General features: G+C 47.8%; 14 protein-coding genes and 1 riboswitch. Of the genes, 10 read left to right on the top strand and 4 right to left on the bottom strand.

The window, feature by feature from the left end; all coding sequences use genetic code 11:
- Positions 1-34: 34 nt before the first annotated feature.
- The 4 genes from ACMQ5W_RS08535 to ACMQ5W_RS08520 all read left to right on the top strand — a co-directional run bounded on the left by ACMQ5W_RS08535 (position 35) and on the right by ACMQ5W_RS08520 (position 4,415).
- On the top strand, positions 35-934 hold the full coding sequence (locus tag ACMQ5W_RS08535; RefSeq protein WP_419024807.1) for a DMT family transporter: 900 nt from the start codon (positions 35-37) through the stop codon (positions 932-934).
- Positions 915-1,505, top strand: a complete 591-nt coding sequence (locus ACMQ5W_RS08530) for a stage II sporulation protein M (protein WP_419024806.1) — start codon at positions 915-917, stop codon at positions 1,503-1,505. The genes ACMQ5W_RS08535 and ACMQ5W_RS08530 overlap by 20 nt, the downstream gene beginning before the upstream one ends.
- A gap of 215 nt (positions 1,506-1,720) precedes the next feature.
- Positions 1,721-2,896: a pyridoxal phosphate-dependent aminotransferase gene (locus ACMQ5W_RS08525; RefSeq protein ID WP_419024805.1), complete on the top strand. Its 1,176-nt coding sequence runs from the start codon at positions 1,721-1,723 to the stop codon at positions 2,894-2,896.
- A 112-nt stretch (positions 2,897-3,008) separates the two neighbouring features.
- Complete coding sequence (locus ACMQ5W_RS08520; RefSeq protein WP_419024804.1) at positions 3,009-4,415, top strand: YjiH family protein; 1,407 nt, start codon at positions 3,009-3,011, stop codon at positions 4,413-4,415.
- 67 nt (positions 4,416-4,482) lie between these two features.
- On the opposite strand, the gene ACMQ5W_RS08515 is transcribed toward ACMQ5W_RS08520, so the two are convergent.
- The gene (locus tag ACMQ5W_RS08515; RefSeq protein ID WP_419024803.1) at positions 4,483-5,169 is read right to left on the bottom strand and encodes a FadR/GntR family transcriptional regulator; all 687 of its coding nucleotides are present in this window, start codon (positions 5,167-5,169) and stop codon (positions 4,483-4,485) included.
- A 204-nt stretch (positions 5,170-5,373) separates the two neighbouring features.
- Here ACMQ5W_RS08515 and ACMQ5W_RS08510 point away from each other — a divergent pair, with 204 nt between their 5' ends.
- The 4 genes from ACMQ5W_RS08510 (at position 5,374) to ACMQ5W_RS08495 (ending at position 10,101) form a co-directional block, all read left to right on the top strand.
- On the top strand, positions 5,374-6,165 hold the full coding sequence (locus tag ACMQ5W_RS08510) for an electron transfer flavoprotein subunit beta/FixA family protein (protein ID WP_419024802.1): 792 nt from the start codon (positions 5,374-5,376) through the stop codon (positions 6,163-6,165).
- A 2-nt stretch (positions 6,166-6,167) separates the two neighbouring features.
- A complete protein-coding gene (locus tag ACMQ5W_RS08505) occupies positions 6,168-7,175 on the top strand; it encodes an electron transfer flavoprotein subunit alpha/FixB family protein (RefSeq protein WP_419024801.1) in 1,008 nt (335 codons plus the stop codon).
- Positions 7,165-8,568, top strand: a complete 1,404-nt coding sequence (locus ACMQ5W_RS08500) for an FAD-binding oxidoreductase (protein WP_419024800.1) — start codon at positions 7,165-7,167, stop codon at positions 8,566-8,568. The genes ACMQ5W_RS08505 and ACMQ5W_RS08500 overlap by 11 nt, the downstream gene beginning before the upstream one ends.
- Before the next feature lie 63 nt (positions 8,569-8,631).
- A riboswitch (Lysine riboswitch) is annotated at positions 8,632-8,794 on the top strand.
- A gap of 110 nt (positions 8,795-8,904) precedes the next feature.
- A complete protein-coding gene (locus tag ACMQ5W_RS08495; protein ID WP_419024799.1) occupies positions 8,905-10,101 on the top strand; it encodes an ACT domain-containing protein in 1,197 nt (398 codons plus the stop codon).
- Positions 10,102-10,160: 59 nt separating this feature from the next.
- Here the strand turns inward: ACMQ5W_RS08495 and ACMQ5W_RS08490 are convergent, their stop codons facing one another.
- Positions 10,161-11,306, bottom strand: a complete 1,146-nt coding sequence (locus ACMQ5W_RS08490) for a class I SAM-dependent methyltransferase (protein ID WP_419024798.1) — start codon at positions 11,304-11,306, stop codon at positions 10,161-10,163.
- A 57-nt stretch (positions 11,307-11,363) separates the two neighbouring features.
- Positions 11,364-11,906 carry an N-acetylmuramoyl-L-alanine amidase family protein gene (locus tag ACMQ5W_RS08485; RefSeq protein WP_067539945.1) on the bottom strand — a complete coding sequence of 181 codons (543 nt, stop codon included), beginning with the start codon at positions 11,904-11,906 and terminating at the stop codon, positions 11,364-11,366.
- Between the two features lie 550 nt (positions 11,907-12,456).
- Here ACMQ5W_RS08485 and typA point away from each other — a divergent pair.
- Positions 12,457-14,328 (top strand): translational GTPase TypA, encoded by a 1,872-nt coding sequence (gene typA, locus ACMQ5W_RS08480; RefSeq protein WP_419024797.1) that lies wholly within the window; start codon positions 12,457-12,459, stop codon positions 14,326-14,328.
- Between the two features lie 127 nt (positions 14,329-14,455).
- On the top strand, positions 14,456-15,292 hold the full coding sequence (locus tag ACMQ5W_RS08475) for a mechanosensitive ion channel family protein (protein WP_419024796.1): 837 nt from the start codon (positions 14,456-14,458) through the stop codon (positions 15,290-15,292).
- Here ACMQ5W_RS08475 and ACMQ5W_RS08470 read toward each other — a convergent pair.
- On the bottom strand, positions 15,262-15,472 hold a 211-nt coding region (locus tag ACMQ5W_RS08470), incomplete at its 5' end, for a hypothetical protein (protein WP_419024795.1). The genes ACMQ5W_RS08475 and ACMQ5W_RS08470 overlap by 31 nt on opposite strands.

Here is a 15,472-nt window from a genome sequence, read left to right as displayed (position 1 = left end):
TAGTACAGCAAAAGAATAGAGGAGCAACTTATTCATGAATCAACGATCAAAAGCATATATTAAACTGATAACCGCCATGCTGATCTGGGGCAGCGTCGGTCTCTTTGCAAAGATGATCCCCATGGAAAGCGCGCAGATCGTTTTGGGACGAGTTCTCCTGGGTGGTATTGTCCTGGGCATCGTCTACGCTGTCAGCGGGGAAAAGTCCTCCTTTGCACAGTTGAAGAAAAATATCCCTGTCTTGACCCTGTCAGGTGCAGCCATGGGCTTTAACTGGATTGCCCTCTTTGAAGCGTACAAGTTTACTACAGTCAGTTTGTCCACCATCGCATATTATTGTGCACCTATCGTGGTCATGGCCGTCTCTCCTTTTTTTCTGAAGGAGAGAATCACTAAGACAAAAGCCATTGGAATTCTGGCAGCTATGGCAGGCCTCTTGTGTATTACCGGAGAACTGGACGGTGGCAGCGATCCCAAGCGGGGATTCCTTTTCGGCCTTTTAGCGGCTGTGCTCTACGCTTCTGTTACGCTGCTGAACAAAAAAGCCAGCGGCATATCGGGGATGGAGATCACTTTGATGCAGCTGATCGCAGCAGGCATCGTCATTTTACCCTATGCGGTGATCAGCAACCAGTCGGGATGGGCGATGCCTCCTCTTTCGGGGATTGCGGCATTACTTGTGATCGGCATCGTACATACCGGTTTTGCTTTGTACTTGTACTTCTCATCCATTCAGCAGCTCCCAGGGCAGACAGTAGCGCTCTGCAGCTATATCGATCCCTGTTCGGCGCTGGTTTTTTCTGCTCTGTTCCTGGGAGAGCGGATGGCGGTGAAGGATTTTGCAGGAGCGGCTCTGATACTGGGCGGCGCTCTTTACGGCGAACTGGCACAAAATAGAAAGGGGAAAACAGAACTTGAAACGAAAGATTATTAAACTGACCTGGATTGTGGCACTGTGCTTAATCGTGCTGACGGCAGTCTTTGGCCTTTACTTTTATCAGAATGCAGAGAGTGCAGAAGAGGTCATCTCCATGTACCTTCCAAAAGCGCAGTCTGTTATGAATGAAGACGGGACTTTATCTTATCTCGGCATAGTAATGAACAATATCTTCGCCTGCGCCATGTGCATTGCCATGGGATGTGTTCCATTTCTCTTCCTGCCTGCGCTGTCAGTCTTGTCAAACAGTATGATCATCGGCGCGCTGCTGGGTTATGGAGCGGCGGCTGGCACCATGTTTCCGCTGCCGACGATTGTCTTTGGACTGCTGCCCCACGGCATCTTTGAACTGCCAGGTTTCTTTTTATCTATGGCTATGGGCATCTATCTCTGCAGAACCTTGACGATGAAACTCCTAGGGAAAGCAAAAGAGGAAAAAATTCTCACCATGCTCAATCATCTGGCCAAGACCTTTGTCCTGGTGGTGATTCCCCTGCTGATTGTAGCGGCAGTGATTGAATGCAATTTTACACCGATGATTCTGAAAGCTGCTGGCATCCACTCGTGATGTCAGTTTTTTATATGCAGGAGATATCGATGAAGTCGATATTGACGGAATATCAAAGAACGTACCTTGCGAAGAGTCGCCCCCCCTTGCCACACAGAACTGTTATTAGAAAATTACAAATCTTGCGTTTTCTTCTTGCAATTTTCGGTCAGATGTGCTTTAATAGTTGATAAGAGGTCTTACCACCTAGAATATATTAAAGGAGGCGGAAGGAAGTGAAGCATAAATTTATCGCTAAAAGATACTGGAAAGATCAAAGCACTGCAATGGGAAAATCCGATGAGATGGCTAGATCCTTCGATGACTGCATCAATTTGAGTCTGGGTGATCCTGATCTTATCACGGATCGCTTGATCATAGATAAGTCTTATGAGGACGCTCGAATTGGTCATACCAAGTATACGGATTTTCGCGGTGATCCACAGCTGCGAGAAGAAATCTGCAAATACTATAAAGAGGAATATGATATGGACGTAAAGGACGAGGAGGTATTCGTTTCGGCCTCTGCCTGCTTAGGAATGTACCTGGCTTTGGAAGCCATCCTTGACGATGGAGACGAAGTCATTTTGCAGGCTCCGTATTTTACGCCGTATCCTCAGCAAGTAGAGCTGGCGCGTGGAATTCCTATTGAGCTTGCGACTCTGGAGGAAGAGGATTTTCAGATCAATATAGAGCGGTTAGAGGATTTGATTACGGAGCGCACGAAGGCGTTGGTCATCAATTCTCCAAGCAATCCTACCGGTAACTGTCTCACGGTGGAAACTATGGAGAAGATTGCAGTCATCGCTGAGAAATACGATCTCGTGGTCATCAGTGATGACATCTATACTGCTTTCAGCTATGAACATCCGTTTGTACCATTTGCGACGATGCCGGGAATGAGAGAGAGAACCATTATCTTAAATTCTTTCTCTAAGAATTTTACGATGACAGGATGGAGAGTTGGCAACATTATCGCGCCAGATTACATTATCCGTACTATCCAGCAGATCAACGAGAACGTGGTATTTACCGCTCCATCTATATCCCAGCGGGCAGCCATTTACGCACTGCGTCATCGGAAAGAAATCCAGCCTGCCATGGTAGAGGAATACCGCAGCAGAATGTTTTATGCGGCGGAGCGAATCAATCAGATTCCTAATATGCATGTCCTCTATCCACCAAAGGGAAGTTTTTACCTGTTTATCAACATCAAAGATACCAGGTTGACTTCCACCGAAGTGACTGAAAAGATTTTGGAAGAGGCTCATGTACTGATGCTGCCTGGAAATGCTTTCGGCGATTGTGGGGAAGGATATATGCGCATCGCCTGCACTGTAGGAACGGACAAACTGAAAGAGGCTTTTGACAGAATCGCAAAGATGGGAATTTTTAATAAGATGTACGACTAAATTCTGCCAATCGAGCTGCACAGAGGCTTGCTCTCTTGGGAATTTAAAGCATAAGGAGTTCCTGTCAATTTGCGTCGCAAATTGAGGTGACTCCATCAGAAAGGAGAAACTTATGGAAGAAATGAAAAACAACGCACTTGCTGAAGAAGCGACGGCAGTAGAACTTGAGCCAGTAAAAAAGAAAAATATTTGGAAGTTCGTATTGGCGTCAGTCATCGGCGCGTTCTTGTTCCTGGTTCCAATTCCAAACGGCACCACCTTTACCATTCCAATCGGTATGGTCATCGACTGGGTTGCCTCATTGCTCGAACTTGAAACCATCAATCTGGCCAGCCTATTGGTGGTAGTATTCATTACGTTTTCAACAATTGTGACGATCATCAATATGATCTTCAAACCAGCTATTATTCAGAACAATGAGAGCATGAAAAAACTCTTCTCACCGACGCCCCTTTATTTTGTCAGCAGATTGATCGGATTGGTCGTCGTCTATATGGCTTACTTCAATGTCGGCCCGGAGATGATCAGGTCTGGCGCTACCGGCGGATCTATGCTGGGCGTATCGACGACGTTGATTTCAGTAGTCATGTGCATCGCCTTCCTGATGCCGCTGCTGACGGATTTCGGCATCATGGAATTTGTTGGCGTGTTGATTAGGAAAGTGGTAAAACCACTTTTCACTGTGCCGGGACGTTCTGCTATCGACCTGATGACTTCGTGGCTGGGCGCATCCAATGCGGCAGCAATCCTGACTACCCGTCAGTACGAAACAGGGTATTACAGCGCAAGAGAGGCAGCGACTATCTCTATGAACTTTTCTTTCGTATCCATCCCGTTCTGCTTCGTCATTGCCAAGCTCATCGGCGTGGATGAAAAGTTTACGGTGTTTTATCTGATCAACTTGATCTGCGGCGTGGTCATGGCGATGATCGTATCCAGAATCCCGCCTCTGTCCCGTATTCCGGATACATACGATGAGATTGCCGGCAAACAGATCAACGAGGAGATGCCGGCAGGCGTATCCAAGCTGAAATGGGCGCTGAACCTGGCAGGTCATAGAGCGGAAGGCGCTACCCTGAAAGGCGTTGCTAAATCCGGCCTCCACGTTTATTCCAGCATGTTCCTGGATTTGATCCCGGTCGTTATGGCATGGGGAACCATCGTGCTGATTCTCGTTGAATACACGCCGATCTTTGATTTCGTATCCATTCCTTTTGGCTGGTATATGGATCTGGTAGGCATTGAAGGTGCGAAAGAAGTGGCTCCGACTGCGCTGGTAGGATTTTCAGATATGTATATTCCGCCACTGATGCTTGCGGATTATGCCATTGAAAGAACCAGATTTATCATGGGATCGGTCTCTTTGCTGCAGATCATCTACATGACAGAAGTCGGTCTGATCGTACTCAAGTCCAGAGTACCGGTAAATGTGGGACACCTGTTCCTGGTTTTCATCGAAAGAACCATCATTGCAATTCCACTGGTTACACTGCTCACAAATCTGCTTGTGACGTTCTGATGGAAGTATCATAATAGAATAGAAAAAACGACCGGCTGAGGATTTCCCCAGCCGGTATTCTTTTTTTCTAAAGGTATGTAACCTTGATGTTGCCCAGATGTTTTTCCATGGCGGCTGTAGCAGCGGCAGCATCATGTCGCTGCAGGGCATCTATAATTTCCTCGTGTTCTTTGTAGATATTATCGATAGAATCACCTTTGAAATAAGAAAGCTGGACGCTTTTTTCGAAAAATCGGTCGATCAGATAGGAGACGTTTTCCATGATGTTGTACATCAGCATGTTACCAGTGATTCGCACGATTTCAAAATGGAGATCTCGGTCAAAGGCCGCCTTTTCGGAAGGCGTCTTGGCAGAAACCATCTGTTCAGCAATGGATCGCAGGTTGCGGATATCAGAAGGCGTTGCAATCTCTGCAGCTTTGCCCGCCGTATAGGTTTCCAGACAGCTGCGCATTTCGAAGATTTCATTGGGTGTTCCGTGGTTCAGCATAAAAGACAGAGAGAGAGGCTCAAAGTAACTGGCCTGTACGTTATTGATAATGTAATTTCCAAGGCCGTGGCGTCTCTCGACCAGACCCAGCATTTCCAGAGACTTTAGTCCTTCGCGAAGAGCAGGCCGCCCGATGCCCAGACGTATGGTCATCTCCCTTTCTGGCGGCAGTTTATCGCCCTCCTGCAGTTCGCCATTCAAAATCATTTCCTGTACCTTTCGAATTACAACATTTGAAAGATTTTTGTCATCTTGTTTTTCCATTATGTCCTCCTCTGACTTGTCAATACTTCTGTGAACATTGTAACTGAAATAGTGAGAAAAATCAATTAAATCTGTCATAATCTCTTGCAAGTCGGATAGATCCGTAGTATAATCTAAGTGGTAAGACCACTAGGGTAAGAATATTGTAAAATCAATGAATATGAAGGTAAAGAAGATAAAAAGAGAACTGATTTGGAGGAGAAAATGAGAATACTCGTATTGATAAAAGAAGTTCCCGATATGGAAAAGGTAAAGTTTGACAGCGAAAGAGGTGTGGTGGATCGGTCCTCCGCCCCTGCGGAGATCAATCCTTTCGACGAAAGTGCGCTGCAGGCAGCCCTTGACCTGAAGGAACGATATGGCGGCACGGTATGTGCCATGACGATGGGGCCGGCCAGAGCTGTCAAATCTCTGCAGGAGGCTTATGCCAGAGGTGCTGACGAAGGCATTTTGCTGACCGACAGAGCTTTTGGCGGTTCAGATACCATCGCCACGTCCAGGACTCTGGCAGCAGCAATTCAGGGGGAAGCGTACGACTTGATCCTATGCGGAGAAAAGTCAGTGGACGGGGATACTGCTCAGGTTGGCGCTGAGACTGCACAGCTCCTAGGCATTCCTCACGCATACTATGTGGACGCCATCGAAGATGCCGGGGATGGACAGATCAAAGTGGAAATTGAAAATCTCTGCGGCAACAGACAGATCAGATCCATGAAGCTGCCTGCGCTTGTAGGCGTGACGAAGAATATTGGAAAGCTGAAGCTTCCGACAGTAAACAGAAAGCTGGAATCTCTGAACGCATCGTGCCGGACGGTGACCATGGCCGACATCCAGGGACTTTCCAAGGACGATACCGGTTTTGCGGGTTCTCCGACCAAAGTGGCAAAGATTGAAGTCCCGAAGGTGCAGCAGCGGGAGAGTGAGATCTTCAGAGAAGACATGGAGAACTTCATGGAGAAACTGGAAACCGTATTTACAGAAAAGGGGGTCATCTGATCATGGAAGAGAAGAACTACAGCGGCGTTTTGATTTTGGCCGAAACAGAGCATGGCAAAGTACATAGAGTCGCATATGAATTGCTGAACAAAGGCCGAACGATTGCAGACGCATGCGGAGAAAGCCTATCCTGCCTTTTGCTTGCGCCGGACACCTTTGAGTCGTCTGCCTGCAGAGAACTCTGCCTGCGGGGAGCAGACCAGGTGTACGTGATGAAATCCGAGGCATTTCAACATCCTGAAGAGGTTTTGTTCGCCGAGAACATCATTTCCTTTATTGAAGAAAAAAAACCGGATACCGTTTTGGTCGGGGCAACCCATCTTGGCCGGTCCCTGGCGCCGAGAGTTGCAGCGGCTCTGGGAACTGGTCTGACGGCGGACTGCACAGATCTGCAGGTAGATGAAGATGGCAATCTGGAGCAAATCAGGCCGGCGTTCAGTGACAACATCCTGGCCCACATCAAAACCGTCACCAGACCGCAGATGGCGACAGTCAGATACAAAGAATTTCAGGAAGCTCCAGTCAGTGACAAGGCGCGGATTGAAATCAAAGAGATCGCTCCATACATAGAAGAAAATCGATCTGTGAAAATCGAGCAGGCCGTGTCCATCGGGGATATGGATATCACCGATGCAGAAGTCGTCGTGGCGGCAGGCCGCGGAGTCAGGAAAGAAGAGGACCTGGCTTTGCTGCAGGAGCTTGCTGACCTTCTTGGCGGACAGGTGGGCGTATCCCGCGCCCTGGTTGACGCAGGAATGGCACCTAGCAGCATTCAGGTGGGATATAGCGGAAACAGGGTGAAACCTAAAGTTTATATCGCCTGCGGTATATCTGGCGCACCCCAGCATCTGGCCGGCATGAAAGAAGCTGACGTGATTATTGCTGTCAATAATGATCCGTCCGCGCCAATTTTCAATATCGCCGATTACGGTTTTGTGGGGGATTTGTACGAGGTCCTGCCAGCGCTGACAGAACACTTTAGAAAGGATGGGCAAGCCGATGAAAGATAACAGGATTACTGAAGAACTGATTTTACAGCTGCAGAAGGTTGTTGGCAGCGACTATGTCATTACCGGGAAAGAGCGGACTGAAGCTTATCTGTATGACGAGGTGGAGAAGACCTATCGTCCGGAAGCCGCCAGAGGTTCTGTCGTCGTGAAACCAGCGAGTACAGAAGAAGTTTCTGACATTCTCAAAGCGGCAGATGCTGGTGTCGTGCCAGTAGTGGTCAGGGGCGGGGCGACTGGCCTTGCCGGAGGCTGTACGCCGCTAGTGAATAGTATCATCATTTCTACGGAGCGACTCAATCACATCGTTGAAATCGATCAGGAAAATATGGTGGCTGTACTGGAAGCAGGCGTCACGTTGATGGATTTACTAGAAGAACTTGAGAAATACGAAGGACTCAGTTTTCCTGTACACCCTGGAGACGAGGGTGCGCAGATGGGCGGCATGGCAGTGACCAATGCTGGAGGAGCCAGGGCCGTAAGACACGGCGTCATGAGAAAACACATCCTGGGTCTTACGGCAGTTCTGCCCAGCGGAGAAGTTCTGGAACTAGGCGGAAAGCTGGTTAAGAATAATGCCGGCTACAATCTGACCCAGCTGCTTCTCGGCAGCGAGGGCACTTTGGCTGTGGTCACGAAGATCATTTTAAAAATCTTTCCAAAAGAGAAGGCGTCGGCTACCATCGTAGCGCCTTTTGAAAAAATTGAAGATGCATGCCATGCTGTCACAGATATTCTGCGCAGCGGATATACGCCCCTGGCGGTGGAGTATATGGACAAGAGACTCTTTGTGGATACGGCAAAGATGCTGGGTCTCAAGTGGCAGGCAGAAAAGGGAAATGCAGATCTTCTGATCATTCTCTCAGAAAGAACCGAACAGCAGCTGTATGATGCAGTTACGGCAATCAACGATATCTGCGAGAAGAACGGCGCTTATCCGTGCCTCTATGCGGGCAAGAAAAAGGAAGAGGAAGAATTGCTTCTGGTCAGAAGCCAGCATTATGAACTGATTAAAGACGAAATCTGCGATTCCTTTGACATGGCAGTTCCCGTCTCTCATGTATCCCAGTTCATTCTGGGTCTGAAGGAACTGGTAGCTGAATATGGTACTGGCACCAACATCATCGCTCATATCGCGGACGGCAACGTTCACAATGACATTCTGTTCCTGCCTGACGGCAGCATTCCGCCGTACGCTGACGAGCTGAAACACAAGATGTACGATTTGTGCTACCGCTTTGACGGTACGGTTACTGGCGAACACGGCATCGGCAAAATCAGAGTGCAGGAACTGGCGCAGCAGAAAGACCCAGCAGAACTGGCACTGATGAAGGGGATTAAGGACGTTTTCGATCCAAAGGGAATTATGAATCCCGGCACCCTCTTTGCTTTATAAAATTTGTTTGAAGTACACAAAAAAGAACTTGATTTTCTGTAGTTTTAGTATTAAAATAAGCTGTATTATGATAGAGGCGCGGAGCAGAAGAAGATGTGCGAGCCGGCAGGCAATGACCGCATCGGAGGCAATCTCCGCCGAATCACAAAGGAGGGCAGACCTTTGTGGTGGGTCCATGGTCAACAGCCATGGAACTGTCTACGAAAGTAGTTGCGCTATCTGAACTTACAGTATATCATATTGTATTTTTTAGATCTGTGCATGAATTTGTACAGATCTTTTTTGTTAAGGAGTGGTATCGCCACTTTTCTGTAAGGGCGCAGAAGGGAGAAAAGAATGAATATCGTACAAAAATATGGCGGCTGTTATCTGAAAAACATGGAGGATGTGTCCGCCATCGCCAGCCATCTGGCCCAAAACAGAGAGAACTTTGATTCTCTGGTACTGGTGACAGCGGCCATGCAGGAGATTGCAGAGGCCATGAGTGCCAGGGCTGCAAAGCTGGATGTTGAGATTGGCAGCGACAAGCTGGATGCCATGTTCTCCGCAGCAGAACAGCAGACGGCGGCGTTGATGGCCGCGGCTCTGGAAAAAGAGGGTCTGCAGACGGAAGTCATCGAGGACATCCGAGGTACTTCCCTCAGCGAGGTGGAGGTCTTTGCCGGCAAACACGAGCTGCAGATAGACAAGGTGGAGAAAGCCCTGCGGAAGGGAGTCATTCCTGTAGTGGCGGGATTTCAGGGAATCGGGACCTACGGCAGTGAAAACGTCCAGGGCAGGTACGGTGCGGCGGCCACTGCTGTTGCCATCGCTGCTGGTCTGGGATGTGATTGCCAGCTCTATGGAAATACGAAGGGAATTTACACCAGAGAGCCGGCAGAGGAAGGCCGTGTCATAGAAAAAATCAGCTATGAAGAGGCCATGGAGTTGATCATGCTGGGCACAAGTGATCTGGAAAGCCGGGCGATAGAGCTGGCCAAGGCATTCGGCATCAAGGTTTATGTGGGGCCGGCAATGAAAGCAGAGAAGAGCGGAGGAACGTATATAATGGATAGAAGTTTAATTGTACAGGAAGCGGCTGTAACAGGACTTACCGTTTCTGATGACATTGTCGTTTACACCTTGAAGGGACTGCCGACAGACGGCGACAGAATTGCCGAGCTCTTTGAACTGCTCAGTGATCTTGCAGTCAACATCGATATGATTTCTCAGCAGACCTGTTCCGACCATTGCTGTGCTGTATCCTTCAGCTGCAGCAAAGACAAAGTCAGCGAAATCGACATGGCTTTTGAGGTGAATCAGCGCATGCGGGAACTGGAAATTTTTAAACAGGACGATCTCAGTCTGGTATCACTGGTAGGCGTAGGCATGGCCAGCCATGTGGGTGTTGCCGGCAGAGTCTTCAGTGTTCTGGCACAGCAGAATATCCACCATTACAATATCACGACTTCGGAGATTTCCATCTCTGTTGCCATCGACAGCGTACAAAAGGCAGCGGCGGTGGTATCTCTCAGCGAAGCGTTCAGCTTATGAACATCTCAGATTTCTATACACAAAAAAGCCGGATCAGTTCAAACCTGACCCGGCTTTGGTTATAATTTTTCGATAGTTGGATGTACATGGTAAAAGTCCCGCAAGGCTTCGTACTCGTCTTGCGCGCGGATAGCGCGCGGATTGTCAGAGGAACCGGTTTTGATTGCTTTGATCATGATGTTTCTGGCTGTGTGTTCCAGACTGGTGAACTCAATCATGGCGACTTCGTATCCGGCGGCTTCTAGTTTGAGACCGCGCAGGCCATCGGTCAGATATTCTGTGAGACGATCCTTTAAAATGCCGTATTTCAGCATCGGCTGATGGATATCGTTTTCAATCTGGCTGAACAACTCGTGTTGACAGCAAGGGACGGAAAGTATGACCTTGGTATTCCAGGAGACCGCATTGATGAGAGCATAATCCGTAGCTGTATCACAGGCATGGAGGGTGACGACCATGTCCGCATGATCACTGGTATAGTCGGCAATATCGCCCATGAGGAACTCCAGACCGTCGTAATGAAGATCTGATGCGATTTTGTTGCAGAAACGGATGACGTCTTTCTTTAAATCCAGGCCGATGATTTTGACGTCTCTGTTTTTTACGATCTTCAGGTAATAATAAAGGGCAAAGGTGAGGTAGGCCTTTCCGCAGCCGAAATCGATTATTTTTAAGGTTCTATTCCCTGGCAGATAAGGGAAGACGTCTTCGACGATTTCCAGGTAGCGGTTGATCTGGCGGAACTTGCTGTAATGTTTCTGCAGCACTTTGCCCTCTTGATCCATGACGCCCAGGCGAATGAGAAAATCGCAGGGGACGCCGTCTGCAATGATGTAATTTCTTGTCTTGTTATGAGCAAGACTAGGCATGCCCTTTGTGGCGGGCTTTGTTGTAATTCTGGCCTTTTCGGGTTTAGAGGCAAGAATCTGAACATCTTCTGAAAGGGTAAAGGCATTGACCTGTTTAAAGTCTTCTGTCACCAGCTGCAAGGCTAGGGCAGCTGCTTCTCGACAGGAGAGGTTTTCATGGGTTACTTTCTTATCATAGGTATACTCAGCCTGTAACAGCACTTGGCCGGAAATCTCTACGGGCCGAATGGATACTTTGTTGTACTCGACAGATTTTTTTCTCTTACCTGAGAATATCATTCTGATTAATTCCCCGCCGCTGCACAGGTCGGCGAGGCGCTCTTCTAACTGGTTCATAAAATGTGATCTCCCATTTATATTAATATATATGGGAACATTTTAGCATAAATACTTTTAAGGTTCAACAAATGGTACGCCGAGAACATCTGCTACGGACAGGGCCAGGTTGCGGCCGATAGCTTCCACGTTATTCTTGATCCAGTTTGCATCGTCAATGTTGTCGTGATAGGCTACTTCCACCAGGACTGCTGGCGCTGATGTGCGGCGCAGTTCTGCCAGGGTCGTAGTAGGCACTGTTGTAACCAGCGATGGATTTGGATAAATCATCTTCAAATTGTTGGCAACAATGTCTGCATCTCGCTGTCCTTGGGTAGAATCTCTGTAGTAGTAGACGTCAGGCCCTTTAATCTGTCCTGCCAGATTGGGCGGAGCGGCATTGGAGTGAATCGCCAGGTGAAAGTCATAGTCTCCCGCATTAGAGGCGTTGATGGAGTCGGTGACTGTTCCGCCTGGATTGTTTCTCGAAAAGCTGATTCCGCTTGCGCGTAGATATGGCACCATGGCATCTGTAATTAGATTTGCATAATATTCTTCGGTGCCGCCGTTTACAAATTGATTATATTCCTGAGTCGATGGACTCAAAAAAACACTGGGCATAGTAATCCTCCAATCATGATTCATAATAACTATCTATATCCTATGCAGAAAGTGAAGAAAGTGTGCTAGTCCTGCGATTCTGCCTGAAAATGTAAAAAAGAGGGCAAATCGGGCAGATTGTATCAAGAGGGAGAGGGTATAAGTGATCAAAGGGCAGTGAACGGCATTAAAATCACAATTTTGTAAATCTATAATACGAATGTTCAATATAATTTCCATCAGTTGACGATGATTTTTGGCTTTCGGAAGGAGTTATTGTGAGTGTGATGAACCGTGACGTCTGAAAAAAGTGGATCAATATGCCTGAATTAGCGTAAATTTTGCCCTAATAAGGCATTTTTGCAGTTTTATAGTACACATATACCCCGTGAGAGTATATGGAATTATTTGATCAGGTGAAGTGAAAAAGCCTGCCGACATAGCACGTGCATTTTGGCTTGCTTTTCGTGTGACGGTCGTGCATATATTTGTACAAAGTGTTGAACAATTGGTAAGAATGTGGTATCATTAAGAGATATTTTGTAGTTTAAAACAAAAAAGAGGTAAATGAATGACAGAAAAACAGAAAATAATTAATATAGCCGTGATTGCCCACGTTGACGCGGGGAAATCCACCCTTGTAGACGCTTTCCTGAACCAGAGCGGCGTCTTTCGTGCTAACGAAGATGTTGCAGACTGTGTCATGGACAGCGATGATATAGAAAGAGAAAGAGGCATCACCATTTATTCGAAAAACTGTTCGATTATGCATGGCGATGTAAAGATAAATATCGTTGACACTCCGGGACATGCTGACTTTTCGTCGGAAGTAGAGCGTATCATGAAGACGGTAGACACCGTCATTCTTTTGGTCGATTCCAGCGAGGGACCGATGCCGCAGACCAGATTTGTGTTGAGTAAATCTCTGGAGCAGGGACTGAACCCAATCCTGTTTATCAACAAGATTGACAAGAAAGATGCCCGCATTGACGAGGTGGTGGACGAAGTTTATGAACTTTTCATGGACTTAAATGCCAACGATGAACAGCTGGACTTTCCGATTCTGTACGGCATTGCCAGACAGGGCATCGCAGTGAGAAATCCTCAGGACGCCCAAGGCCTTTCTGTAGAAGAAGGCGGCACAAAGATCAAACACACACCTGCCGGTTACGCAGGTCTCGATATCACGCCTCTTTTTGAGACAATTATAGAACACTGCCAGCCATATCCCGATTCTCGCGAAAAGGCGCTGCAGCTGCAGGTTTCTACTCTCGGCTACGATGATTATATCGGCAGGCTGGGTATTGGCAGAATCACCCAGGGAACCATCAGAGAAGGCCAGACCGTGGCAGTAGCCAAGGACGACGGCAAAATCGTACAGCGAAAGATCGGGCAGGTGTTCCTCTACAGAGGACTCAAGAGAACTGCTGTGGAGGAAGCGGAATGCGGCGATATCGTGGTCATTTCTGGTATCTCGGATATTTCCATCGGAGAGACCATCTGCGACCCATCTGATCCGCAGCCTATGGAGCTGATTCACATCGAAGAACCGACCCTTTCCATGAACTTCATGGTCAACAAATCGCCTTTTGCCGGCAAGGTAGGGAAGTTCGTGACTTCCAGGCATATCAAGGAAAGACTGGAAAAGGAGCTGGAGGTCAATGTGGGGCTCATGGTCGAAGAGACCGATTCCACGGACTGCTTCAAGGTATCGGGCAGAGGAGAACTCCACCTTTCTATCTTGATCGAGAACATGAGAAGAGAGGGCTATGAGCTGGCTGTATCCAAGCCGGAGGTCATCTTCAGAAGGGATGCCAACGGCAAGAAGCTGGAGCCTGTGGAAGAGGTGGTCATCAGTGTACCAGACGAGTATGCGGGCACCGTCATTTCCAAGCTGAATCTGCGCAAGGGCATCATGATACAGATGAACGGAGAAAACGGATACTCAAAATTGGAATATCACGTTCCGACCAGAGGACTTCTGGGCTATCGGTCTGAGTTCATCAACGATACCAGAGGTGAGGGAACCATGGAGAGAAGATTCCTCGACTTTGAACCATACAAAGGTGAAATTGGCGGCAGGACCAACGGCTCAGCCATCGCTATAGAAGAAGGGGTCTGCACCCCTTACGCTCTGTTCAACATCGGAGAGCGCGTCCAGCTCTTTGTGGATCCGGGAACAAAGGTCTACGAAGGGATGATCATCGGCATGAACTCCAGAAACGAGGACATGGAAGTCAACCCTTGCAAGGCGAAGAAGGTGAGCAACATGAGAGCGGCAGGAAGCGATGAATCCGTAAAGCTTTCACCGCCGAGAAGGTTCACCTTGGAAGAAGCCTTGGAATTTATCGACGACGACGAACTGGTAGAGATTACGCCAGATGACATCAGGCTGAGAAAAAAACTGCTGAAAGAAATTGAACGCAGAAGAGCCGGGAGGTAATGGAGTTGCCCAATTTCTGCAAGAAATTGCAGGGAACTCCTTATGCTTTAAATCCCCAAGAGAGCGAGCATTTGTGCGAAGCTCGATTGGCGGGATTTAGTCGTATAATTTCGTAAAAGGAGGAATTATGTCAGCGGATATCGTGAAATTATTGAAGGATGCTGGGATTGAAAGGAGTACCATAACCTTACTGTCTAACATCGGAAGTGCAGTGCTGACATTGCTTGTCGGCTGGATTGCCATCAGAATCGTTCTCCGCATAGAGAAAAAGGCTTTGGAGAAATCCAGGCTGGACGAGGCGCTGCACCTGTTCATTATCAAAGGAACCAAAGCGATACTCTGGATTGTGCTAGCTATCGCTACAGTTTCAAACCTGGGAATTAAAACGACGCCCCTTGTCACAATCCTCGGTGCCGGTGGCGCGGCCATCGCGTTGGCGCTAAAAGATAGTTTGGGAAATATTGCCGGGGGTATCATCATATTAATCAATAAACCCTTTAGCCGCGGAGATACCATTGAAGTAGCGGGAACGACAGGCTTGGTAGACAGCATTGACCTTCTGACCACCCAGTTGCATACCTTTGACAACAAGGTCGTGACCATTCCCAACGGGACGATCACGATGTCGGTTTTGACCAACTATTCGAGAGAAGAGACGAGAAGGGTTGACTGTGTGTTCAATATCAGCTATGAGTCCGATATACTGAAAGCAAAGGAAATCCTGTTAAACGTGGTATCCTGTAATTCAGATATTCTCGCAGAGCCGGCACCCATAGCCGGTGTCGCCTCCCACGGTGACAATGCGATTGCATTAGATTTAAAAGTTTGGTGTTCCACCGAAAGCTTTTTTGATGTAAAATACTACCTAGAAGAAAACGTGAAATTGGCTTTTGACGAGGCAGGGATTGGAATTCCCTACCCGCAGATGGACATTCATTTACGACGAAATCCATCCAAATCATAGATTTGGGGATTTCCAGCATAAATTCTGCCTTTTTGCCCCAAGCTTGCTTGGTTAGGCAAAACGGACAGCGCAGGGAACGCAGTTCCCGGAGGAGCGAAGCGTTGCCAAGCAAATCGCTTACAGCTCTTTGGGCAGAATGTCATAGTTAAATAATTTAATTTTTTTATAAGAGAATGGGAG

Source organism: Emergencia sp. (assembly GCF_048465375.1).
Taxonomy (GTDB): Bacteria; Bacillota; Clostridia; order Peptostreptococcales; family Anaerovoracaceae; genus Senimuribacter.
Note: the sequence above shows the minus strand (reverse complement) of the source record. Positions and strands in the feature narration are given on the sequence as shown.

Excerpts from the sequence above, each read along its gene's own strand:
- ACMQ5W_RS08505 (WP_419024801.1), top strand. The coding sequence starts at position 6,168 with ATGGAAGAGAAGAACTACAGCGGCGTTTTGATTTTGGCCGAAACAGAG.
- ACMQ5W_RS08495 (WP_419024799.1), top strand. The coding sequence starts at position 8,905 with ATGAATATCGTACAAAAATATGGCGGCTGTTATCTGAAAAACATGGAG.
- ACMQ5W_RS08500 (WP_419024800.1), top strand. The coding sequence starts at position 7,165 with ATGAAAGATAACAGGATTACTGAAGAACTGATTTTACAGCTGCAGAAG.
- ACMQ5W_RS08510 (WP_419024802.1), top strand. The coding sequence starts at position 5,374 with ATGAGAATACTCGTATTGATAAAAGAAGTTCCCGATATGGAAAAGGTA.
- ACMQ5W_RS08485 (WP_067539945.1), bottom strand. The coding sequence starts at position 11,906 with ATGCCCAGTGTTTTTTTGAGTCCATCGACTCAGGAATATAATCAATTT.
- ACMQ5W_RS08475 (WP_419024796.1), top strand. The coding sequence starts at position 14,456 with ATGTCAGCGGATATCGTGAAATTATTGAAGGATGCTGGGATTGAAAGG.
- ACMQ5W_RS08490 (WP_419024798.1), bottom strand. The coding sequence starts at position 11,306 with ATGAACCAGTTAGAAGAGCGCCTCGCCGACCTGTGCAGCGGCGGGGAA.
- ACMQ5W_RS08535 (WP_419024807.1), top strand. The coding sequence starts at position 35 with ATGAATCAACGATCAAAAGCATATATTAAACTGATAACCGCCATGCTG.
- typA (WP_419024797.1), top strand. The coding sequence starts at position 12,457 with ATGACAGAAAAACAGAAAATAATTAATATAGCCGTGATTGCCCACGTT.
- ACMQ5W_RS08515 (WP_419024803.1), bottom strand. The coding sequence starts at position 5,169 with ATGGAAAAACAAGATGACAAAAATCTTTCAAATGTTGTAATTCGAAAG.
- ACMQ5W_RS08520 (WP_419024804.1), top strand. The coding sequence starts at position 3,009 with ATGGAAGAAATGAAAAACAACGCACTTGCTGAAGAAGCGACGGCAGTA.